The sequence below is a fragment of the Mesoterricola sp. JemC181 genome, from assembly GCF_055384585.1.
On record NZ_AP045076.1, the window covers coordinates 1,636,572 to 1,658,819 of the forward strand.

Annotated in this window: 19 protein-coding genes; 10 read left to right on the plus strand and 9 right to left on the minus strand. The window is 67.5% G+C overall.

Annotated elements, in window-relative coordinates:
* Positions 1–60 precede the first annotated feature (60 nt).
* Positions 61–720 (plus strand): hypothetical protein, encoded by a 660-nt coding sequence (locus tag ACZ5MC_RS07180; RefSeq protein ID WP_306599635.1) that lies wholly within the window; start codon positions 61–63, stop codon positions 718–720.
* Between the two features lie 45 nt (positions 721–765).
* Here ACZ5MC_RS07180 and rocD read toward each other — a convergent pair whose 3' ends face one another.
* On the minus strand, positions 766–1,974 hold the full coding sequence (rocD, locus tag ACZ5MC_RS07185; RefSeq protein WP_306599636.1) for an ornithine--oxo-acid transaminase: 1,209 nt from the start codon (positions 1,972–1,974) through the stop codon (positions 766–768).
* 132 nt (positions 1,975–2,106) lie between these two features.
* Here rocD and ACZ5MC_RS07190 point away from each other — a divergent pair, with 132 nt between their 5' ends.
* The 3 genes from ACZ5MC_RS07190 to ACZ5MC_RS07200 are packed head-to-tail and all read left to right on the plus strand — an operon-like array spanning position 2,107 to position 3,745.
* The gene (locus ACZ5MC_RS07190) at positions 2,107–2,853 is read left to right on the plus strand and encodes a YIP1 family protein (RefSeq protein WP_464517394.1); all 747 of its coding nucleotides are present in this window, start codon (positions 2,107–2,109) and stop codon (positions 2,851–2,853) included.
* Between the two features lie 2 nt (positions 2,854–2,855).
* The gene (locus ACZ5MC_RS07195) at positions 2,856–3,215 is read left to right on the plus strand and encodes a YbjQ family protein (protein ID WP_306599638.1); all 360 of its coding nucleotides are present in this window, start codon (positions 2,856–2,858) and stop codon (positions 3,213–3,215) included.
* Entirely contained in the window at positions 3,212–3,745 is a 534-nt protein-coding gene (locus tag ACZ5MC_RS07200; RefSeq protein WP_464517395.1) for a hypothetical protein, read from the plus strand. The genes ACZ5MC_RS07195 and ACZ5MC_RS07200 overlap by 4 nt, the downstream gene beginning before the upstream one ends.
* A 156-nt stretch (positions 3,746–3,901) precedes the next feature.
* On the opposite strand, the gene ACZ5MC_RS07205 is transcribed toward ACZ5MC_RS07200, so the two are convergent.
* The 3 genes from ACZ5MC_RS07205 to ACZ5MC_RS07215 all read right to left on the minus strand — a co-directional run bounded on the left by ACZ5MC_RS07205 (position 3,902) and on the right by ACZ5MC_RS07215 (position 6,714).
* Positions 3,902–4,981, minus strand: coding sequence for a helix-turn-helix transcriptional regulator (locus ACZ5MC_RS07205; protein ID WP_464517396.1), 1,080 nt, complete (start codon positions 4,979–4,981; stop codon positions 3,902–3,904).
* A gap of 113 nt (positions 4,982–5,094) precedes the next feature.
* Positions 5,095–5,532: an arginine repressor gene (locus tag ACZ5MC_RS07210; protein WP_306599641.1), complete on the minus strand. Its 438-nt coding sequence runs from the start codon at positions 5,530–5,532 to the stop codon at positions 5,095–5,097.
* Positions 5,533–5,784: 252 nt separating this feature from the next.
* Positions 5,785–6,714, minus strand: a complete 930-nt coding sequence (locus ACZ5MC_RS07215; protein WP_464517397.1) for a tyrosine recombinase — start codon at positions 6,712–6,714, stop codon at positions 5,785–5,787.
* Between the two features lie 69 nt (positions 6,715–6,783).
* On the opposite strand from ACZ5MC_RS07215, the gene acpP reads away from it, so the two are divergent.
* The 4 genes from acpP (at position 6,784) to uvrB (ending at position 11,070) form a co-directional block, all read left to right on the plus strand.
* Positions 6,784–7,023: an acyl carrier protein gene (gene acpP, locus ACZ5MC_RS07220; RefSeq protein ID WP_243334161.1), complete on the plus strand. Its 240-nt coding sequence runs from the start codon at positions 6,784–6,786 to the stop codon at positions 7,021–7,023.
* 167 nt (positions 7,024–7,190) lie between these two features.
* Complete coding sequence (fabF, locus tag ACZ5MC_RS07225) at positions 7,191–8,426, plus strand: beta-ketoacyl-ACP synthase II (RefSeq protein WP_373432588.1); 1,236 nt, start codon at positions 7,191–7,193, stop codon at positions 8,424–8,426.
* A 68-nt stretch (positions 8,427–8,494) separates the two neighbouring features.
* On the plus strand, positions 8,495–9,028 hold the full coding sequence (locus ACZ5MC_RS07230) for a hypothetical protein (RefSeq protein WP_464517398.1): 534 nt from the start codon (positions 8,495–8,497) through the stop codon (positions 9,026–9,028).
* Positions 9,029–9,063: 35 nt separating this feature from the next.
* Positions 9,064–11,070, plus strand: a complete 2,007-nt coding sequence (uvrB, locus tag ACZ5MC_RS07235; RefSeq protein WP_306599645.1) for an excinuclease ABC subunit UvrB — start codon at positions 9,064–9,066, stop codon at positions 11,068–11,070.
* On the opposite strand, the gene ACZ5MC_RS07240 is transcribed toward uvrB, so the two are convergent.
* The 3 genes from ACZ5MC_RS07240 to rbr all read right to left on the minus strand — a co-directional run bounded on the left by ACZ5MC_RS07240 (position 11,063) and on the right by rbr (position 15,010).
* Positions 11,063–12,238: an alpha/beta hydrolase-fold protein gene (locus ACZ5MC_RS07240; RefSeq protein WP_306599646.1), complete on the minus strand. Its 1,176-nt coding sequence runs from the start codon at positions 12,236–12,238 to the stop codon at positions 11,063–11,065. The genes uvrB and ACZ5MC_RS07240 overlap by 8 nt on opposite strands.
* A 459-nt stretch (positions 12,239–12,697) precedes the next feature.
* Positions 12,698–14,158 carry an IMP dehydrogenase gene (gene guaB, locus ACZ5MC_RS07245; RefSeq protein WP_306599647.1) on the minus strand — a complete coding sequence of 487 codons (1,461 nt, stop codon included), beginning with the start codon at positions 14,156–14,158 and terminating at the stop codon, positions 12,698–12,700.
* Positions 14,159–14,431: 273 nt separating this feature from the next.
* On the minus strand, positions 14,432–15,010 hold the full coding sequence (rbr, locus tag ACZ5MC_RS07250) for a rubrerythrin (RefSeq protein ID WP_306599648.1): 579 nt from the start codon (positions 15,008–15,010) through the stop codon (positions 14,432–14,434).
* A gap of 293 nt (positions 15,011–15,303) precedes the next feature.
* On the opposite strand from rbr, the gene nifJ reads away from it, so the two are divergent.
* Both nifJ and ACZ5MC_RS07260 read left to right on the plus strand, forming a co-directional pair.
* Complete coding sequence (gene nifJ, locus ACZ5MC_RS07255) at positions 15,304–18,876, plus strand: pyruvate:ferredoxin (flavodoxin) oxidoreductase (RefSeq protein ID WP_464517399.1); 3,573 nt, start codon at positions 15,304–15,306, stop codon at positions 18,874–18,876.
* Positions 18,877–18,980: 104 nt separating this feature from the next.
* Positions 18,981–19,973, plus strand: coding sequence for a dihydroorotate dehydrogenase-like protein (locus ACZ5MC_RS07260; RefSeq protein WP_306599649.1), 993 nt, complete (start codon positions 18,981–18,983; stop codon positions 19,971–19,973).
* 59 nt (positions 19,974–20,032) lie between these two features.
* On the opposite strand, the gene ACZ5MC_RS07265 is transcribed toward ACZ5MC_RS07260, so the two are convergent.
* Together ACZ5MC_RS07265 and ACZ5MC_RS07270 are read right to left on the minus strand one after the other, a co-directional pair.
* Complete coding sequence (locus ACZ5MC_RS07265; RefSeq protein ID WP_306599650.1) at positions 20,033–20,542, minus strand: nitroreductase family protein; 510 nt, start codon at positions 20,540–20,542, stop codon at positions 20,033–20,035.
* Between the two features lie 54 nt (positions 20,543–20,596).
* A complete protein-coding gene (locus ACZ5MC_RS07270) occupies positions 20,597–22,216 on the minus strand; it encodes a methyl-accepting chemotaxis protein (protein ID WP_464517400.1) in 1,620 nt (539 codons plus the stop codon).
* Between the last annotated feature and the right edge of the window lie 32 nt (positions 22,217–22,248).

Sequence of the window (22,248 nt, forward strand, 5' to 3'; positions counted from 1 at the left end):
GGATCCCCGACGCTTCCCCCTTGTTCGCCCCCCCTGGTTCCCAACTCTTAAGGAGGACTCGTGAAGATCACAACAGTCCTGGTCGCAGCACTTTCCGCAGGATCCCTCTTCGCCCAGACGCCGGTCCAGGCCCTGGACGCCCGGATCCAGGTCTTCGGGGAACTGATCCGGCCCACCTCCATCACCGTGCAGGCGGGCACCAAGGACCAGGCGGACCGCTCCATCGGGGTGGGGATCCGCTTCATGGGCGAGATCGCCTCCGCCCGCAACTGGTACTACGAAGTGGGCGGGAAGCTGGACTCCTCCTCCCAGATGGCGCTCAACACCGGCGCCGTGGATCTCACCGACATCAAGATCACCCACAGCTACTGGTCCCTGGGCGCGGGCTACCTCATGCCCCTGGGCTCCAGCGTCTCCCTGGGCTTCCACCTGGAGGGCAGGGGCGAAGCCCTTTCCGCCCAGGGCGCCATCTTCCAGAACGGCGTCATCACCGGCCGCGTGGATGCCTCGAACACCTACCTGCGCCCCTGGGTCCGCCTGAGCCTGGATGGCACCTGGCGCATGGGCTCCCTCCGTCCCTACGTGGGCGTCGATGTGGCCGGCACCCCCGTGAAGACCACCCAGACCCAGCTCCAGGCCCTCAGCAGCATGGACAACCGCACCCTGCGCGCCATGGCGCCCCAGGTCGCGGGCTCCTTCTACCTGGGCCTGCACTTCTAGTCCGTCCGTACGCACTGGAAGCGGGCCTCCGGGCCCGCTTTCCTTTTACCTGCCCAGGACCCGCTCCAGCTTCTCCAGGGCCCAGTCCAGCTGCTCGCGGGTGATCACCAGGGGCGGTACGAGGACGATGACCGTATCACACACCGCCTGGCACAGGAGCCCCTCGTGGGCCAGGGCCTCGCAGATCCGGACGGCCTCGGGGCCCCGCAGCTCCAGCCCCACCCAGAGGCCCAGGCCCCGCGCCTCCTGCACGCGGGGGTTCTCCATGGCCCGCAGGCGTGCGAGGAAGTAGGCACCCAGCTCGGCGGACCGGTCCGCAAGGCGCTCCTCGGCCAGCACGTCCAGGGCGGCGGAGGCCACGGCGCAGGCCAAGGGGTTGCCTGCGAAGGTGGACCGGTGGGAACCGGGGGTGAACAGGTCCATGACCTCCCTGGAGGCCAGGAAGGCGCTGGCCGGATAGAAGCCTCCGGTCAGCGCCTTGCCCAGGACGGCCCCGTCGGGGCGGATGCCCTCGTGTTCGAAGGCGAACAGTTTGCCGGTGCGCCCCAGGCCGGACCGCACCTCGTCCAGCAGCAGCAGGAGCCCGTGGCGATCGCAGAGTTCCCGCAGGCCCCGCAGGTAGCCCCGGGGGGGGATCCGGAGCCCGGCCCGGCCCTGGATGGGCTCCACCAGGATGGCGCAGGTGCAGGGCCCCACCGCCGCCCCTGCCGCGTTCAGGTCGCCGTAGGCCACCATGTGGAACCCCGGGCCGAAGGGGCCGAAGTCCCCGGCGGCGTCCGGGTCGCAGGACAGTCCCGCCAGGGTCGTGGTCTGCCCGTGGTCGTTGCCCGTGAACACGAGGATCTCGGCCTTGCCCGGCGGAATGCCCTTGACCCGGTAGGCCCAGCGCCGGGCGGCCTTGATGGCCACCTCCACGGCCTCGGCGCCGGTGTTCATGGGCAGGGCGGCCCCGAACCCCGTCACGGTGCAGAGCTTCTCGAGGAAGGGGGCCAGCCGCGCGTGGCGCACCGCCTGGGTCACCAGGGAGAGCCGGAGGCACTGCTCCACCATGGCGGCGGCGATGCGGGTGTGGTTGTGGCCCTGGCTGACCGCGCCGTCCCCCCCGAGGAAATCCATGAAGCGGTTCCCCTGGAGATCCCACAGGTAGGCGCCGTCGGCGCGCAGGAACACCTGCTCAAGGGAACGGGGTCCGGGGGTCCCGTACCGCTCCTCCTGCTCAAGTAGATGACGGCCCAGCCCTGGATCAACCTTCATGGTCTCGTCTCCGTTCCCAGTTGTGTGCGGCGAGCGTGGCCATCGTTCCTCGAGGGGGAGGAGCGGGAATTTGACATTGAAAGCGGCGCCGATGCTGCGAAAATTTACCAACAACCCCGAACGAGGCCAGCCATGAATGAATCCAATCCGTCCGAAAGCCTCTATGGCAGCGAGGCCGCTCCGCAACCCGTGAAGGCCCCGGGCCTCCTGGAGCAGCTCGTGGGGGTGTTCACCGAGCCCGAGGCCCTGTTCAGGCGGCTGGAGGCCACGCCGGTGTGGGGAGGCGCGCTGGCCCTCCTGACGCTCCTCAACACCGTGGTCGCGGTCCTGTGGGCCCGCCGGGTGGACGTGGACGCCATGCTCCGTCCCATGCTCGAGGCCAATCCCAAGATCCCCGCCGAGTCCATCGACAACATCATCTCCATGCAGACCAAGATGATCCTTCCCTTCAGCGTGCTGGGCGGGCTGCTGGGCCTGGCGGTCGTCAGCCTCATCCTGGCCCTGGTCTACTGGATCGTGGGTTCCTGGAGCCACGAGGGCCGCAAGCCCAGCTACCGGCAGGCCTTCTCCGCCACGGTCGTCGCCGGCCTGGTCGGCGCCCCCAAGGCCATCCTTCTGGGGATCATCTGCTCCCTGAAGACCATCGGCGGCGCCAAGCCCGACGCCCTCTCCCCCACGTCCCTGGGCTTCTACCTGGCCCCCGACAGCGTCAAGCTCCACGCCCTCTTCAACGCGCTCGACCTCTTCACCTTCGCCTCCATCTTCCTCATCTTCATCGCCACCAGGCACACCATGCGCCTGAAGGCGTCCGGGGCCGCCATCTGCGCCGTCATCGCGGCGCTCCTGATGATCGCCCTGCCTGTCCTGGGAGCGCGCTAGCCATGGCCACCATCTCCATCCACCAGATGCCCATCCTCACCACCTTCGAGCCGCCCCCCGGCACGGAGATCGAGCGGATCATCGGTCCCTGCTGGGGCATCACCGTGCGCTCCCGCAGCATCGTGGGGACGGCCTGCGCGGGATGCCAGCAGGTGTTCGGCGGCGAGATCACCATGCTGACCGAACTGGCCGGGGAATCGCGCAACGAGGCCATGAACCGCCTGGAATTGCACTCGCGCCAGATGGGCGCCAACGCCATCCTCGGGTTCCGCTTCGATTCCGGGGACCTCATGCAGAACACCAACGAGATCGTGGCCTACGGCACCGCCGTGGTCCTGCGTCCCAAGCCGCCCGGCGCGTGATCGACCGGGACCTGGCCCGCCGCATCGACCGGTTCAGCCGGCGCGCCCACCGGTTCCACCGCTTCGCCCACCACCCCCTGTGCGCCGCCTACCGCGGCGAGGTGGTGGCGTTGGGGCGCATGCGGGTCTGCAAGGGCTGCCTTCTGACGGGAATGGGGTTCGTGGCGGGGACCGGTGCGGGCCTGCTCGCACCTTCCGGTTCGCTTTGGGCCCTGATGGCTTCCTGGGGCGTCCTGCTCCTGCTGCTGACGCGCGGGCGGCCCTCCAAGTGGTTGTCGCGCTTCCTGCCGGCGGCCCTGGGGACCTTCCTGGCGGTGCGGGGCCTGCGTTCCGGGCCGGCCGGCTGGGGGGTGGCCCTGGCCGTGCTTGCGGGCTTTTTCGCCTTCTGGCGGCACTACCGGCACCGGGGCCCGGATCGGCAGGCATGCAACGCCTGCCCCGAGTTGGCAGGGCCGACCGTCTGTTCCGGCTTTCGGCCTATCGCCCGCCGGGAGAAGGCCTTCAGACGAATGACTGGCCGCTGGTACTGAACCCGTTTTCTCTCGGCGATCCTCAGCCCCTCGGCTGCCTCGGCGATGCCTTCCTTGTCCGGGATCCCGCGGCGCAACGCTTCAGCGCGCCGTCGAGTCTAGAAACAGAAGGTATCGCCGAGGCGGCCGTGGGGCCGAGGTTCGCCGAGAGAAGAATCAGAGACGGTCGATGCGGATCTCGATCTTGCCGGCCTTGACCGTGGGCTTGGGGGCCTCGGGCACGTGGCGGGAGGGCTCGGGCTTGCGGCGGGGTTCCGGGGCGGAATCCCGGGGTTCGCGCGTCTCCCTGGCTTCCCGGGGCTCCCGGTTTTCCCGTTCGGACCGGTGCTCGGAGCGGTGCTCCTTGTGGCCGTGGTCCCGGCGGGGGCGGTCGGAGGCGGGGCGGTCGGCGGCGGGCGCGGGGGCCGGGGCGGGTTTGCCGGCCCAGGCGATGCCCACCTGCTTGATGCGGTCCTGGAGCCGCTGCGGCTCGATCACCTGGATTCCGTCCCCGAACTGCATGGCCCAGCGGGCGATGGCCCGCAGATCCGTGCCGACGAAGGTGACCTGGGCCTTGCCTTCCTCCAGTTCCTCGATGACGAATTCGGGGAAGGGGGCGGGGGCCTGGCGCACGGCGAAGATCCACTGCTTGAGCAGCACGGCCTTCACGCGGATGGGCTCGCCGCCAAGCCAGCCGCCGATGAGGTTCGCGGCGGTGCCTTCCTTGTAGGGGCCCTGGGCCGCGCGGCCCATGCCCTCGACGGGACCCACCTGGGCGATGAGGTCCAGCCGGTGGTGGCGCTCGGCGTTGTACCGGCGGTCCCAGCCCCAGACGTACCATTCCCTGGCGAAGGTGTCGAAGATCAGCTGGCGGGGTTCGAAGGTGCGGGGCGGATTGGTCTCGGCGTCGACAAAGAGCAGCTCCACGGCGGCCCCGTCCTGGATGGCCTGCAGCACGGCCCGGGCCGGGGCGGTGAGGGGGTCTCCCGCGGGGGCCGCGGGCAGGACGGCGGGCACGGGCGCGGCGACGGCGGGAACGGACGCCTCGAGGGTGGGTTCGGGCACGGCGGCGGGGGCCGTCGGCGCGACGGCCCTGGGCTTGCGCGCCGCTTTCGGGGCGGGGGCGGCAGGCGGGGCGGCTACGACGGGGGCTGCGGCTTTCCGGGTCCGGGGCTTGGCCGTCTTTGCTTCGGGGGCCGCCTCAGGCGTTCCAGCTTCAGGGGCGGCGGCAACCTTCGTGGATTTTCGTGGGGCCATCAGTGGATTCTCCAGATCCCATCATGGCGGGAAGCCGCGGCTTCGTCCACCTGCCTAACCTCCCCTTTTGCCGACGCCCTCCTTGAGGGTGTTTTGGAAATAGAAGGCTCTCTTTAGATGCGCGCCCGGGGTGGGCCGAGCACCTGCTCGACCTCCTTCTGCACTTCCTCCAGGGAGGAATCGCCGTGGATGGCGATGAACAGGGCGTCTTCGCCCGCCACGGTGCCCGCCACGCCCCTGACGGTGGTGCGGTCCACCCGCAGGGCGAGGGCCTGGCCGAGACCCTGGTGGGTCTGGAGCACGAGGAGATTGGGTGCGGACGGGACGAAGGCGTAGGGCGGGGGGGGCTGGGCGGCGCTGGGGACCCGCTGGTAGCGGCCTCCCCGCTTGCGGATGGAAAGCCGGGCCAGGCGCCGGGACAGGGTCCCCTGGGTGAGGGCGTAGCCGTCCCTGGCCAGCAGGTCCAGAAGGGTCGCCTGATCGGGCACCGCATGTTCGGCCAGAAGCCGGAGGATGACTTGATCAATGATTCGTTTTCCGGATTCGATCACTGCGGGTCCTCAAACGGAAGTGATGGGGCTTGCCCCAACCCAATCCGTCCATTTCAGGGCTGAAATATGAACAGATCTTGGATTCATTATGCACGAAGGGTCCATTCCGAAATGCAGGAATTGAAATCGAACCGAATCAACAGCATTTTCGGGGACATGCCCGATTCCGCCTCATGGGTATGGTTTGGCCAAATATAACTAAAATATTGAATTAATCGAATTCATTAAAATTTACGATGCATTAATTAACATTTATGATCTTGGGTGCATCCGGTCGTACAGCGCCCTGAGCCGGGTCTGGTGCACGTGGGTGTAGATCTGGGTGGTGGAGATGTCCGCATGGCCGAGCATCGACTGCACGGCCCTCAGATCGGCGCCATGGTCCAGGAGGTGGGTGGCGAAGGCGTGGCGCAGCACATGGGGGCTCACGGCCTCCTGGCGGATGCCCGCCCGGACCGCGTAGGCCTTCAGGAGGCGCCAGAACTGCTGCCGGGTGAGGGGTTCCCCCCGCCTTCCCACGAACAGGGTGTCGTCCTGGGGCCTGAAGGAGGGGCGCAGGGCCAGCCACCGGCGCACCCAGTGCTCGGCGCTCTCGCCGAAGGGGATCAGGCGCTCCTTCCGGCCCTTGCCCATCACCTTGAGGAAGCCCTCGTCCAGGAACACCGTGAGGCCGGAAAGGCCCGCCAGCTCGGAGACCCGGAGGCCCGAGGCGTAGAGCAGCTCGATCCACGCCCGGTCCCGCACGCCCAGAGGCGCGTTCAGGTCGGGCGCGCCCAGGAGGGCCTCCACCTGGGTTTCGGAAAGGGTCCTGGGCAGGATGCGGGGAGGGCGCGGCGGGCGCACCACGGACTCGGGGCCCGCGGCGCCTTCGCCCTCCATGCGCATGAAACCCAGGAACTGGCGGAGCGCCGAGGAGAGGCGCGCGATGCTCCGTGCCGCCTTGCCTGTGGACTGCTGTGACACCAGGAACGCCGTGACCCGGTCCCGGTCCAGGTCCGAGGGCGGCAGGCCGGCCCCGGTGGCCCACAGGGCCAGGTGCTGGAGGTCGGAGAGGTAGCCCGAAACCGTGTGGCGGGAGAGCCCGCGCTCGACGGCGAGGAAGACCTCGAACTCGCGCAGGGAGGTGCTCCACCCTAGGGGCCAGCCCCTTTCGGGGACGGGATTCTGGACGGGTCGCGGCATGCCATCCAGTCTAGCCGCTTGGCATTCCGGAAAAGCCATGCTAGCCTCGTCAGGTTCTAAGGAGAGACCATGGCTGAAATCCGCAAAAAGGTCATTGCGATCATCGCCGAGCAGCTTGCCAAGCCCGAGGATTCCATTTCCGAGAACAGTCACTTCGTTGACGATCTCGGCGCCGACAGCTTGGATACGGTTGAGATCATCATGGCCATCGAAGAAGCCTTCGGGATCGAGATCCCCGAAAGCGAGCAGGAGAAGATCCGTACGGTTGGCGATGCCATCTCGTACATCGAGAAGAATGCCAAGGCCTGAACATTCCTTGGGAACCATCCCGGCGCCGCAGAACGAAAAGTCCTGCGGCGCTCGCCGTTAGAAAATTTCAGGCAGACGTCCGAGCCCTCCCGTTTCCAGTGAAACGGAGAGGTTGCCGGACCCATGCCTGTGGCATCCTTGTCATCTGAGGTGAGGCCATGACCACCATTCAGCGCAGGCGCGTCGTCATCACGGGCATGGGGACCGTCAACCCCTGCGGCAACACCGTCGCCGAAACCTGGGAGAACCTCCTGGCCGGCCGGAGCGGCATCGGGACGATCACGAAGTTCGACGTCACCGACTACGCGTGCAAGATCGCGGGCGAGGTGAAGAACTTCAACGCCGACCTGTACATCGACCGCAAGGAACAGAAGAAGATGGATCTGTTCATCCAGTACGCCATGGCCGCCTCCCAGGAGGCCATGAACGACTCGGGACTGGGCGAGCTGAGCAAGGCCGAGCGGGAGCTGTTCGGCATCTCCATCGGCTCGGGCATCGGAGGCCTCTCCACCATCTGGGAGGAGGCCAACGGCTACCGGGGACCCCGGCGCACGAGCCCCTTCTTCATCCCCAGCCTCATCATCAACCTGGCCTCCGGCTTCGTGAGCATCAAGTACGGCCTCCAGGGCCCGAACGCGGCCATGGCCACCGCCTGCGCCACGGGCACCCACGCCATCGGCGATGCGGCCCGCCAGATCATGTTCGGCTATGCCGACCGCATGATCGCCGGCGGCAGCGACTCGGTCATCAACCCGCTGGGCGTGGGCGGCTTCGGCGCCATGCGCGCCCTCTCCACCCGCAACGAGGCCCCCACCGAGGCCAGCCGTCCCTTCGACAAGGGCCGGGACGGCTTCGTCATGGCCGAGGGCGCGGGCGTGGTGGTGCTCGAGGAGTACGAGCTGGCCAAGGCCCGGGGCGCGAAGATCTACGCCGAGGTCTGCGGGTACGGCATGAGCGGGGACGCCCACCACATCACCAGCCCCAGCGAAGACGGCGACGGGCCCCGGCGCGTCATGGCCGCGGCCATCAAGGACGCCGGCATCGCCCCGGAGCAGGTGGGGTACGCGAATGCCCACGGCACCTCGACCCCCGCCGGCGACCGCATCGAGTGCTCCGCCCTCAAGGGCGTCTTCGGAGCCCACGTCGCCAGGCTCAAGGTGAGCTCCACCAAGTCCATGACCGGCCATCTCCTGGGCGCGGCGGGCGGGTTGGAGACCATCGTGGCGGCCCTCGTGGCCGGCACCGGGAAGATCCCGCCCACCATCAACGTGGTGGACCAGGACCCCGACTGCGACCTGGACGTGACGGCCAACGTCGCCGGCACCTTCGACGGCGAATACGTCCTGAACAACAACTTCGGGTTCGGCGGCACCAACGGCTGCCTCGTCCTGCGGAAAATTTAGCTTGCCAATGCCGGCGATTTGAAGGAATTTGATCCCATCAAGGTGAAACCACACGTTGAGGGGGGCCCATGTTCCACCTGTCCACCGGTAGGCTCCTTGCGGCTGCGGCCATCCTCTGCGCCCCCCTCCGGGCGGGCGACTACGACCACCTCTTCGACGTGGTCAAGGAGATCTGGCCCGAGCGCCAGGTGGCCATGGCCATCTGCGACAAGGACGCCAGCCAGTTCGAGCTCATCGACCTGGCCGACACCGCCAAGGCCCGCAACATCTCCCTGCTGATCGTCGACCTGCGGGAGGAGAAGGACTACAACAAGACCCTGGCCAGCGCCATGAGCCGGAACCCCGGGTTCATCTTCATCGTCGAGGGCGACCCCCTGCTGGGCGCCAAGGGCCGCCTCACCGCCCGGATGATCTACCGCGCCTCGGGCCGGGACGTCCCCACGGTGGGCTTGTCCCAGGGCCTGCTGCAGCTGGGCGCGGTGCTCACCGCGGGGCCGGGCGCCAAGGATCCCGTATACGTCAGCAAGGAGACTGCTGAGCGCATGAAGCTCCCCCTCCCGGCCGGCGCCATCGATCCCGCGGTGAAGAAAAAGGGCAAGTAGCGTTCGCCAATTGTTCGCCCCGTGTAGAATGGGGCATGGCCGCCGCGAAACCCTTCAAGCTCCATGCGCCCTATGAGCCCGCCGGCGACCAGCCGGAGGCCATCGAGCAGCTCGTGCGCGGCATCGAGGCCGGGGACCGCTGGTCCACCCTCCTGGGCGTCACGGGCAGCGGCAAGACCTACACCATGGCCTCCACCATCGCCCGGCTGCAGCGGCCGGCGCTGATCTTCGCGCCCAACAAGACCCTGGCGGCCCAGCTGTTCTCGGAGTTCAAGCAGTTCTTCCCCGAGAACGCGGTGGAGTACTTCGTCAGCTACTACGACTACTACCAGCCCGAGGCCTACGTCCCCGAGCGGGACCTGTTCATCGACAAGGACGCCAAGATCAACGAGGAGCTGGAGAAGCTGCGGCTCTCGGCCACCCGCAACCTGCTGGAGCGGCGGGACACCATCGTGGTGGCCTCGGTGTCCTGCATCTACGGCCTGGGCGACCCGAGCAGCTACATGAACCTCTCGGTGACGCTGCGCCGGGGCGGCACCCGCGACCGGGCCATGCTCCTGCGCGACCTGGTGGCCATCCAGTACGCCAGGAACCAGATGGCCTTCGAGCCGGGCGTGTTCCGGGTGCGGGGGGACGTGGTGGAGGTGTACCCCGCGTACGAGGACACCGCCTACCGCATCGAGCTCTTCGGCGACGAGATCGAGCGGCTCAGCCGCATCGACCCCCTGCGGGGCGTGGTGCTCGAGACCCTGGACGAGCTGACCATCTGGCCCAAGAGCCACTACGTCACGCCCGAGGACAAGCTGCTCCAGGCCATCCGCGAGATCAAGGCGGAACTGGAGGAGCGGGAGGCGTTCTTCCGGTCCGAGGGCCGCATCGTGGAGCTCCAGCGCCTGCACCAGCGCACCATCTACGACATCGAGATGATGAAGGAGATGGGCTACTGCTCGGGCATCGAGAACTATTCCCGGTTCCTGGACGGGCGCAGCCCCGGCGAGCCGCCCCACACGCTCCTGGACTACTTCCCCGAGGACTTCGTCCTGTTCATGGACGAGAGCCACGTCGCCACCGGCCAGCTCCACGGCATGTTCCTGGGGGACCAGTCCCGCAAGCGCACCCTGGTGGACTACGGCTTCCGGCTCCCCGCGGCCCTGGACAACCGGCCCCTGCGCTTCGAGGAGTTCGAGGCCCGCGTCAGGCAGCTGGTCTTCGTGAGCGCCACCCCCGGCGACTACGAGCTCGCGCAGTCGGGCGGCGTGGTGGTGGAGCAGGTGGTGCGTCCCACGGGCCTGGTGGATCCCCTGGTGGAGGTGCGCCCCGTGGGCACCCAGGTGGACGACCTCCTGGAGGAGATCCGCAAGGTGGTGGCCAGGGACGAGCGGGTGCTGGTCACCGTGCTCACCAAGAAGCTGGCGGAGCAGCTCACGTCCTACTACCAGGAGCTGGGCATCAAGGCCGAGTACCTCCACAGCGAGATCGACACCCTGGAGCGGGTGGAGCTCCTGAAGAACCTCCGCCGGGGCGTGTTCGACGTGCTCATCGGCATCAACCTCCTGCGGGAGGGCCTGGATCTCCCCGAGGTGAGCCTCGTGGCCATCCTGGACGCGGACAAGGAGGGCTACCTGCGCAGCGCGCGGAGCCTCATCCAGACCATCGGCCGCGCCGCCCGCAACGTCAGCGGGAAGGCCATCCTCTACGGCGACCGCATGACCGATTCCATGGAGAGGGCCATCGGCGAGACCGGGCGCCGCCGCCAGAAGCAGCTGGACCACAACGCCCTGCACGGCATCACCCCCGAGACCACCAAGCGCCTCCTGGACGACGTCATGGGCGAGGCCCTGGCCCGGGAGTTCATCAACGTCCCCAAGGAGGACCGGGCCGCGGAGGAGCCGCTGCTCTACCTCACCGACAAGGAGTTCGAGCGGGAGGTGGCCAAGCTGGAGACGAAGATGAAGGCCTTCGCCGGCAAGATGGAGTTCGAGGAGGCGGCCAAGCTGCGGGACCGGATCCTGAAAGCGAGGAGGGAGCGGCTGGTCAGTTAGAGGGTGTCTGCATCTTCCGGACGCTCTCAAGGCGGCCGAGGAAAACGGGCAGGTTCGGATCGGCGTATTTCTCCCCCAGGCGGCATGCCGATTGGCTGTTCTCCAGGGCCAAGGCGGGTTCCCCCGCGGCCTGGTAAGCCTCGGCGAGGGAATCGTAGGCGTTCGGGGATTCAGGATACAGCCGGATGATGTACTGAAAGAGGGAGATGGCTTCGTCCGTTTTCTTCCGCTGGAGGGCAGCGTAGGCTCTGCGGTTGAGCCTCCCTTCACTTGGCCGGCAAGGGAAACCGAAGGCTTCGGTCAGACGGCCGAATTGCCTCTCCATTTCGGCCACCCCGGGAATGCGATCCTCCGACAGGGCCCAGCCGTCGAACAGGTTCTCGAGCCCGTCGTAGATGGCCCGGGAGGGCGTCGACTGGTGGTTGTCGCGGGACATGTAGTCGAATTTCCATCGAAGAAGGGCGGGGGCCTTCAAGCCCAGGATGGTGGTGAAGGCCTGGACGGACTTGGGGATTCCGTTGTTCTCCCGGCCATGGGTCAGGTAGAGGAACTTCCGGAATCCGGCACCTGGCGCGAAACCGCGCTCGGCCTTGGCGCCTTCCGCTTCGCTGTCCCACCACAGGCTCGGGCTGATGGCCAGGTAGGCGCCGAAGGCTTCCGGCTCCTCCATCAGGGTGTGGACCGCGAACAAGCCCCCGAATGACCATCCGATCAGGATGGAATAGGGCTCCGTCCTGTAGGTGCTCTCCAGGTACGGTCGGAGTTCCTTGACCAGGAATTCCCGGAACCGGTCCGCGCCACCGCTGGTGGGGAATTTCTCCTTCTCCTTGCTGGAGGGGGGCGTGAGGTCGCGGGTGCGGTCGGTGTTCTCGATGGCCACGACGATCATTGCGGGGGCCATGCCCTGGCTTGCCAGGAACCTGGCGTCCGCCACCGTTTGCAGGAAAAGGGCGCTGCCGTCCAGGAGGTAGATCACGGGGCAGCGGATCCGCCGGTCGGCGTAGTCCGGGGGCAGGGAGATCAGGAGGGTCCGGTCTTCCTTCAGGATGGCGGAATGGATCCTGGCCCGGGTCCCGATCGTGATGCTGTCCTCCTGCGCACGCAGAGGGCCGGTGCCCGCCAGGAGGAGAACGGCGATCGCGACGTGAAGCAGGCGCTGGAAACGCATGGTGGCAGCTCCCTTCCTCGTGGATCAGGACGCAGGGCATGGGTGGGTGAGGCTGGATGCGGAACGGGATTTGGGGATCACCGTAAAGGTAGCGCTCCCGGCCGGTCCTAACCGGGATCAGGGGCCATCCGCCCCGTCGTGGGGTGGAGGCGCATTTTCCCGTGGCCGGCCGGCCGTCCACCTGAGACGAAGCACCGGGGTCCAGGGCGTGAATCCAGTTCAAGTCCCAAGGGAGCCACCCCGGTCAGGGCGGTCATCCGGTTCCATCCCCGTGCATCCCCGGCCAAGTCAACGTTTGGTTGCCGCCGAAACTTGGGGGCAGGGCCATGGCCACTCGCCCGGACCCACCCCGGCAGGAATCAGCCGGAGAGACACGGGGATACACGGGGATGGAAGGGGATGGGATCGGTCAAGCCGACCCCGGCCTTTGCGGCCTTTTCCTCGGATTGAAGACAAACCTCAGTCCATGCGGTAGTTCGGCGCTTCCTTCGTGATCATGACGTCGTGCGCGTGGCTCTCCCTGAGCCCCGCGCTGCTGATCTGCACGAAGGTGGCCTTGTCGTGGAACTCCGGAATGGTCCCGGCCCCCACCAGCCCCATGCCCGCCCGCAGCCCGCCGATGAGCTGGCCCACCAGGTCGTTCATGCGGCCCTTGTAGGGCACCTGGCCCTCGATGCCCTCGGGCACCAGCTTGGCGTCGTCCTTGCCGTCCTGGAAGTAGCGGTCCTTGGAACCGGCCTTCATGGCGCCCATGCTGCCCATGCCGCGGTAGGACTTGTAGGTGCGGCCGCTGTAGAAGATCGTTTCGCCGGGAGCCTCGTCGGTGCCCGCGAAGAGGCTGCCGATCATGACGCTGTCGGCGCCGGCGGCCAGGGCCTTGGCCACGTCGCCGGAGAACTTGATGCCGCCGTCGGCGATGCAGGGCACGCCGAACTCGCGGCAGGCCCGGGAGGCCTCCAGGATGGCGGTGATCTGGGGCATGCCCGCCCCGGTGACGATGCGGGTGGTGCAGATGGAGCCGGGGCCGATGCCGACCTTGACGGCGGACGCGCCGGCTTCGCACAGGTCCCGGGCGCCCTGGTAGGTGGCCACGTTGCCGGCGATGACCGGGGTGTCGGGCAGGGCCTGGCGCAGCATGCGCAGGGCGGCGAGGACGCCTTCGCTGTGGCCGTGGCTGCTGTCCAGGCACAGGACGTCCACCCGGGCCGCCACCAGGGCCTTGGCCCGGTTCAGCAGGTCGGGCCCCACGCCCACCGCCGCGCCCACGCGCAGCCGGCCCTGGGGGTCCTTGCAGGAGTTGGGGTACTCGGTGGACTTCTGGATGTCCTTGACGGTGATGAGCCCGCGCAGGGCTCCCTGATCGTCCACCACCAGGAGCTTTTCGATGCGGTGCTTCTGGAGGATGGCCCGGGCCTCCATGAGCGTGGTGCCCACGGGCACGGTCACCAGGCGGTCCTTGGTCATGACCTCGCGCACCGGGAGCTCCCAGCGGGTCTCGAAGCGCAGGTCCCGGTTGGTGAGGATGCCCACCAGCTTGCCGTTCTCCACCACGGGCACGCCTGAGATGCGGTACTTGGCCATCATGGCCTCGGCCTCCCGGATGGGGGCGTCGGGGCGGATCACGATGGGGTCGGTGATCATGCCGCTCTCACTGCGCTTGACCTTGTCGACCTCCTCCGCCTGGCGTTCGATGGAGAGGTTCTTGTGGATGATCCCGATGCCGCCCTGCTGGGCCAGCGAGATGGCCAGCCGCCCCTCGGTGACGGTGTCCATGGCGGCGGACAGGAGGGGGATCCCCAGCTTCACCCCGGCGACCAGGGTGGAGCTGAGGTCCACCTGGTTGGGGTGGACGGTGGAGTGTCCGGGAACCAGGAGCACATCGTCGAACGTCAGCGCCTGGACAAGGGGCAAGGTGAGCATGGGGGCCTCTCTTCTGGAGTTCGCGGCAGCGGAACCTTGCAAGAAAGGATCGCATGGAATGGCCGTGACCGTGGTCTCAGAAAAAAACGGGAGACCCCCTGAAAAAAAATCGCTTTCATTCATCTCGGCGAACCTCGGCCCCTCGGCTGCCTCGGCGATGCATTCTGTTTCAAGACCTTGCGGCGCATTTAAGCGATGCGCCGCAAGGTCTTAAGAAAGAAATGCATCGCCGAGGCAGCCGAGGGGCCGAGGTTCGCCGAGTAGAGAAGTCCCTTAGAACTTCTCGCCCACGGGTTCGAACCAGCCCTGGGGTTTCATGCAGACGGGGCAGGCCTTGGGAGCGGCCAGGCCCTCGTGGATGTGCCCGCATTCCATGCAGCGCCAGTAGATCTTCTCGCCGCGCTGGAAGACTGTGCCGTTGACCACGTGGTCGAGAAGGCGCTGGAACCGGTCCTCGTGCTCCTTCTCCACCTTGGAGATCCATTCGAAGGTGCGGGCCACGTCGTTGAAGCCCTCCTCCTTGGCGATGCGGGCGAACTCGGGGTAGAGGGCGGACCATTCCTCGTTCTCGCCGCTGACGGCGGCCCGGAGCTGGGCAGCGGTGTCGCCGGCGACGGCGGGATAGGACGCGGTGATCTCGAGGGCCGAGGGGGCGAGCTTGGCCAGATGGGCGTAGAACAGGCGGGCGTGCTCCTGTTCGTTGCGGGCGGTCTCCTCGAAGACGGCGGCCACGTGCTCCAGGCCCTCGGTGCGGGCGATGCGGGCGGCGAAGGTATAGCGGTTGCGGGCCTGGCTCTCCCCGGCGAAGGCCTTGAGGAGGTTTTTGGCGGTCCTGCTGTCCTTGAATTCCATGGTGACCCTCGGTCAGTTGCGGCCCAAAAGGAATGAAAGACCCATTGCTTTCCGTCCTGAGGCCTGTGGGTTGATAGGCGGTGCCTCGAGTCTAGCCTCTTGGCGAACGGCCAGGGGGTGTAACCTGCGACACACCCGCCCCAAAAAAGACCCACCGCTCTTGATTATGGCCAATTTGAAGAATAAACTCACCTTTGTGCGAAGCGGTATGTCCTGGCCCACAAGGCCCTGCTTCTCCAAGAGTCCCATATCCACGTCGGACAAGTCTTAACGACACACGTAGGAGGAAGGCCATGGCCGAACGACGCATGGTTACCGTAGACGGTAACGAGGCGACAGCATCCGTTGCGCATCGCTTGAATGAAGTGATCGCGATCTACCCCATCACCCCCTCTTCCAACATGGGCGAGTGGTCGGACGAGTGGAGCGCCGCGGGCAGGAAGAACATCTGGAACACGGTTCCCGCCGTGGTCGAGATGCAGTCCGAAGGCGGAGCCGCCGGCGCGGTGCACGGCGCCATGCAGGCCGGCGCCCTCACCACGAGCTTCACGGCCTCCCAGGGCCTCCTGCTCTTCATCCCCAACATGTACAAGATCGCGGGCGAGCTCACGCCGTTCGTGCTCCACGTGACGGCCCGCACCCTGGCCGCCCACGCCCTGTCCATCTTCGGCGACCACGCCGACGTCATGGCCTGCCGGCAGACCGGCTTCGCCATGCTGAGCTCCGACTCGGTCCAGCAGGCCCACGACTTCGCCCTGATCTCCCAGGCCGCCACCCTGAAGAGCCGCGTGCCCTTCGTGCACTTCTTCGACGGGTTCCGCACCTCCCACGAAGTCTCCAAGATCGAGATGCTGAACGACGACGATCTCCGGAGCATGGTCACCGACGGCATGGTCGAGGACTACCGCAGCCGCTGCCTCACCCCCGACAAGCCGGTGGTCCGCGGCACGGCCCAGAACCCCGACACCTTCTTCCAGGCCCGCGAGGCCTGCAACGGCTTCTACAACGCCACCCCCGCCATCGTGCAGCAGGAGATGGACGCCTTCGGCGCGCTGACCGGCCGCAAGTACCACCTCTTCGACTACTACGGCCACCCCGAGGCCGAGCGCGTCATGATCATCATGGGCTCCGGCGGCGACACCGCCACGGAGTACGTGGACTGGGCGCTGGCCAAGGGCGAGAAGATCGGCGTCCTCCAGGTCCGCCTGTTCAGGCCCTTCTCCATCAAGGACTTCGTCCACGCGCTGCCCAAGACCGTCAAGACCATCGCCGTCCTGGACCGCTGCAAGGAACCCGGCGCCATCGGCGATCCCCTCTACCTGGACGTGGTCACCGCCCTGCGCGAAGCCGCCGAAGAGGGCCTCACCCAGTTCGCCACGGCCCCCAAGGTCGTGGGCGGCCGCTACGGCCTCTCCTCCAAGGAGTTCAACCCCGCCTGCATCAAGGCCGTCTACGACGAGCTGGCCAAGGCCAACCCCAAGAACCACTTCACCGTGGGCATCATCGACGACGTCACCATGAGCAGCCTGCCCATGGACCTGGACTTCGACATCGAGCCCGAGGGCGTCAAGCGCGCCATGTTCTACGGCCTGGGTTCCGACGGCACCGTGGGCGCCAACAAGAACTCCATCAAGATCATCGCCGAGGAGACCCCCAACTACGGCCAGGGCTACTTCGTCTACGACTCCAAGAAGGCCGGCGCCATCACCATCAGCCACCTGCGCTTCGGCCCCAAGCCCATCCGCAGCGCCTACCTGATCCGCAAGGCCAACTTCATCGCCTGCCACAACACGTCCTTCCTGGACAAGTACGACATGCTCACCGCGGCCGAGCCCGGCGCGACCTTCCTGCTGAACACCCCGTTCAGCAAGGACGAGGTCTGGGACTCCCTGCCCAAGGAAGTCCAGACGGCCATCGTCAGCAAGAAGCTGAAGTTCTACGTCATCGACGCCTTCGAGGTGGCCAAGGCCACGGGCATGGGCGTGCGCATCAACACCATCATGCAGACCTGCTTCTTCGCCATCTCCGGCGTGCTGCCCCGCGAGGAGGCCATCGCCCAGATCAAGAAGGCCATCAAGAAGACCTACGGCAAGAAGGGCGAGGCCGTGGTCAAGAAGAACTTCGAGGCCGTGGACACCACCCTGGTCAACCTGCACCAGGTCAACGTCCCCGCCGAAGTCTCCGCCATCCGCGTCATGCCCCCCACCGTCAGCGCCGAGGCTCCGGACTTCGTCCAGCGCGTCACGGCCATCATGATGCAGGGCAACGGCGACCTGCTCCCGGTTTCCGCCTTCCCCGTGGACGGCACCTGGCCCTCCGGCACCACCAAGTGGGAAAAGCGCAACATCGCCCTGGACATCCCCGTGTGGGACGAGAAGATCTGCATCCAGTGCAACAAGTGCGCGCTGATCTGCCCCCACGCCGCCATCCGCCCCAAGGTCTACGAGCCCAGCTGCCTCTCGGGCGCGCCTGAGACCTTCAAGTCGGTGGACTACAAGGGCGCGGACTTCAAGGGCTCCAAGTACACCATCCAGGTGGCCCCCGAGGACTGCACCGGCTGCGGCATCTGCGTCGCGGTCTGCCCCGCCAAGGACAAGAGCAATCCCAAGCACAAGGCCATCGACATGACCCCGCAGGTTCCCCTGCGCGAGGCCGAGGCCGCGAACTTCAAGTTCTTCCTTGACCTGCCCGAGCCCGACCGCACCAACCTGAAGTACGACGTCAAGGGCAGCCAGTTCATGGAGCCCCTGTTCGAGTTCAGCGGCGCCTGCGCCGGCTGCGGCGAGACGCCCTACATCAAGCTCATGACCCAGATGTTCGGCGACCGCGCCATGATCGCCAACGCCACGGGCTGCTCCTCCATCTACGGCGGCAACCTGCCCACCACGCCCTACACCGTCAACAAGGACGGCCGCGGTCCCGCCTGGGCCAACAGCCTGTTCGAGGACAACGCGGAGTTCGGCCTGGGCTACCGCCTGGCCCTGGACAAGCACAACCAGCAGGCCCTCGAGATGCTCCACCGCCTCGCCGGCTCCATCGGCGACGAACTGGTGGCCGGCATCGTGGCCGCCGACATGTCCACCGAGGCCGGCATCAAGGCCCAGCGCGAGCGGGTCGCCATCCTCAAGGACAAGCTGGCCTCCATCGCCACGCCCGAAGCCAAGCGCCTCGCCATCCTGGCCGACTACCTGGTCAAGAAGGCGGTCTGGATCGTCGGCGGCGACGGCTGGGCGTATGACATCGGCTACGGCGGTCTCGACCACGTGCTGGCCTCCGGCCGCAACGTCAACATCCTGGTGCTCGACACCGAGGTGTACTCCAACACCGGCGGCCAGGCCTCCAAGTCCACCCCCATCGGCGCTTCCGCGAAGTTCGCCATGGCCGGCAAGTCCCTCCCCAAGAAGGACCTGGGCATGATCGCCATGAGCTACGGCAACGTCTACGTGGCCAAGGTGGCCATGGGCGCCAAGGACATGCAGGTCGCCAAGGCCTTCGTCGAGGCCGAGAGCTACGATGGTCCGTCCCTGATCATCGCCTACAGCCACTGCATCGCCCACGGGTTCGACCTGGTCCAGGGCTGCGAGCAGCAGAAGCTGGCCGTGGACTCCGGCCACTGGCCGCTGTTCCGCTTCGACCCCCGGCGCGTCGCCGAGGGCCAGGGCCCGCTCCAGATGGACAGCCCGGCCCCCAAGATCGACCTGGCCACCTACATCCTGAACGAGACCCGCTTCCGCATGGTCCAGCAGCAGAACCCCGAGCACTTCAAGCACCTGCTCGCCATGGCCCAGCGCGAAGTCACCAACCGCTATGCCACGTATGAGAACCTCGCCAACCTGACCATGCCGGTCAAGACGGTGGTGGACTAGAACCTGGTTGCACCGGCCGTCCCCGGCCGTCACCGATTATTTCCGGTGACGGCCCTGGACGGCCGGTGATCTAATCTGAAGCACGTTTCTTCTCGAGGTTCGGCATGAACATGAAGACCACCTACCTTGGCTTGCAGCTGGACCACCCCATCATGGCCGGCGCGTCCCCCCTCGGGGCGGACCTGGACGCCGTGCGGAGGCTGGAGGACGCCGGCGCCGCCGCGATCACGCTGCCCTCGCTGTTCGAGGAGCAGATCACCCGCGAGGAGTCCGGCACCCTCTACGACCTGGACGGCCACGCGAACTCCTTCGCGGAGGCCACCTCCTACTTCCCCAGCGTCGACGAGATGACCCTGGGCCCCGAGAGCTACCTCAACCAGCTCCGGCGCGTCAAGGCGGCCGTGAAGGTCCCCGTCATCGGCTCGCTGAACGGCATCACCAACTCCGGCTGGCTGGACTACGCCCGCAAGATGGAGCAGGCCGGCGCCGACGCCCTCGAGCTCAACATCTACTACCTCGCCACCAACCCCTTCGAGACCGCCGACATGGTCGAGAAGCGCACGCTCGAGATCGTCCGCACCGTCAAGAGCAGCGTGAAGATCCCCGTGGCCGTCAAGCTCTCGCCCTTCTTCTCCAGCCTGGCCCACTTCGCCAAGGTGCTGGAAGGGACCGGCGTCGACGCCCTGGTGCTCTTCAACCGCTTCTACCAGCCCGACCTGGACATCGAGAACCTGGAGGTCGTCCCCGCCCTGCAGCTCTCCTCCAGTTCCACGCTGCGCATGCGCCTGCGCTGGCTGGCCCTGCTCTACAGCCACATCAGCATGCCCATGGCCGTCACCGGCGGCGTGCACACCGCGGAAGACGCCGTGAAGGCCACCATGGCCGGCGCGACGGGCATCCAGATGGTCTCGGCCACCCTCAAGCACGGCCCCGAGCGCATCACGGAAGTCCGCGACGGCCTCGCCGCGTGGATGGAAGAGCACGAGTACGAGTCCCTGGAGCAGATGCGGGGATCGCTGAGCCTCATGAAGTGCCCCAACCCCCAGGCTTTCGAACGCGCCAACTACATGCGCGTGCTGGCGGGCTGGAAGGCCTAGCCTTCACCCGGAACAGGAAAAGGGCCGGCATCGCCGGCCCTTTTCCTTTGCCTGGATTGCTACCACTTGTTCAGGTGGATCAGTTCCGGGCGGTACCTGTCCTCCGATTCGGGGGATTCCGCGGGATGGCCGATGGGGATCAGCGCGAAGGGGATCACCACCTCGGGCAGGTCGATGAGCTTGCGCAGGGGCTCGATGCGGTCCTCGCGGGGATGGACGCCCACCCACACGGCGCCCAGGCCCTTGGCATGGGCGGCCAGGAGCAGGTTCTGGGTGGCGGCGGCGCAGTCCTGGACCCACATGCCGGGGTGCTTCTCCTGGCGGGGGTCGCCGCAGACCAGCACCGAGACGGGGGACTCGCTGAGCATGCCGGCGTAGGGGTGGAAGTCGGGGATCTTGTCCAGGATCTCCCGGTCCGTGATGATCAGGAAATGCCAGGGCTGTTCGTTGCCGGCGCTGGGAGCGTGCATGGCCGCCCGGATCAGTTCCCGCACGATGTCCAGGCTCACGGGCCGGGGCGTGAAGGCGCGGATGCTGCGTCGGGTGTTGAGGGCTTCTAAGGCGTCCATCAGAACTCCAGAGGTGGGGAGGGAAGACCATCATACGCCTCCGGCCCGGGATTTTCAGTCGATCTTGAAGCTCGCGATGGCCTGGGCCACCTCGTCGGCGACCTTGGCCAGGAATTCCGCGGTGCGGTTCACCTCCTCCACGGTCTGGGCCAGCTCGAGGGACGCGGCGGCGCTGCGCTCCGTGGCCCGGGCCGCCTCCTCCACCTGGCGGGCCACGTCGTCGGAGGCCCGCCCCTGCTCCTCGGTGGCCATGCCGATCTCCCGGCCCACGGAGGCGACGGCCTGGATGCTCTCCCGAAGGGACCGGAGCGTGGCTTCGGTGCGCTCCACCGTGTTGACGCCGCGGGCCATGGCCTCCTCGGCCTGCCCGATGAGGCCGGCGATCTCCCGGGCCGCGCTGGCGCTGTGCTCGGCGAGCTTGCGCACCTCCTCGGCCACCACGGAGAACCCCCGGCCGTGGGCGCCGGCCTTGGCGGCCTCGATGGCCGCGTTCAGGGACAGGAGGTTGGTCTGGCGGGCCAGGTCCTGGATGACCCGGACGGCCTGGACCATCTGCTGATTCGACTGGCGGATGGCCGCCATGGCCTCCCCGGTCTCCCGGCCCTGGGCCACCCCCTCCTCCACGGCCGCCACCATGGCGTCCGTGGCCTGGGCGTTGACCTGGACGTTCCGGGCCACCTGGTGGACGGAGGCGGCGAACTCCATGACCGCGGCGGAGGTGCGCTCCCCCGTGAGGCGCTGGGTCTCGGCGAACTGCGCGATCTCCCCGGAGGCACGGGCCATCTCCCCCGCCGTGGCCGACAGTTCGGTGGAGCCCGAGGCGACCCGGGCGCTGGTCTCCCGCAGGCCCCCGAAGTGCTGCTGGAAGAGCCGGACTAGGCCGTTGAAGTCCGCGGCCATGGTCCCGAACTCGTCCCTGCCCGACACCAGCACTCCCGAGCGGAAATCGTTGCCGGCCATGCGCCGGATGCCCTCGGAAACGTCCTTCAGGGGGCCGGTGATCTGGCGCACGTGGGTCCGGACGAGGCCCAGGGCCAGCGCCACGCCCGCGATCAGGAGGACCACCTGCACGGTGAGGATGGCGGAACTCAGGCGCTTCATGTCCGCGGTGCTGCGGGCGCGCACCTCCTCGCCATCGGCGATGATCGACCGGGCCAGCTCGCCCAGGGCCGCGCCCATGGGGCGGTCGATGCCCCGCAGGGACTGGTCCACGGTGCGGTAGGACCCGGGCACCGCCGGCTGGAACCTTGCGAGGCCGGCCCGGTAGGCCTCGCCCAGGCGCGCGTGCTCCTTCAGGGACCTCGCGGCCAGGGCGGGGTCCAGGCCGAGGGGGGGGAGGAGCCCCTCCAGGCGGGTGAGGCTGGCCCGGACCTCGGCCTCCTGTTTCTCGAAGTTGCCCCGGTACCGGGCCAGCAGCTCGGGATCGTGGCCCCGCAGGAGGATGTCCTTGAACTCCTGGACCTGGCCCTTGAACTGCGCCTGGGCGTCCCGGGCCAGATCCCCGGCCAGGGTGGCGCGGGAGGTGGCCGCCAGGGCGTTCCCGGACTGGGTCACGACGCGGTTGAGCGCGAGGAAGCCCGAGAGCCAGAGGCCGATGCCCATGGCGAGGAGGGTGGCCACCAGGACCTGGAGCTTGGCCTTGACCTTGAGGTTCCGCAGAACGCCTGAAGCCATGTCGCCTCCCGGATGAACCCTGGGGGTCGGAT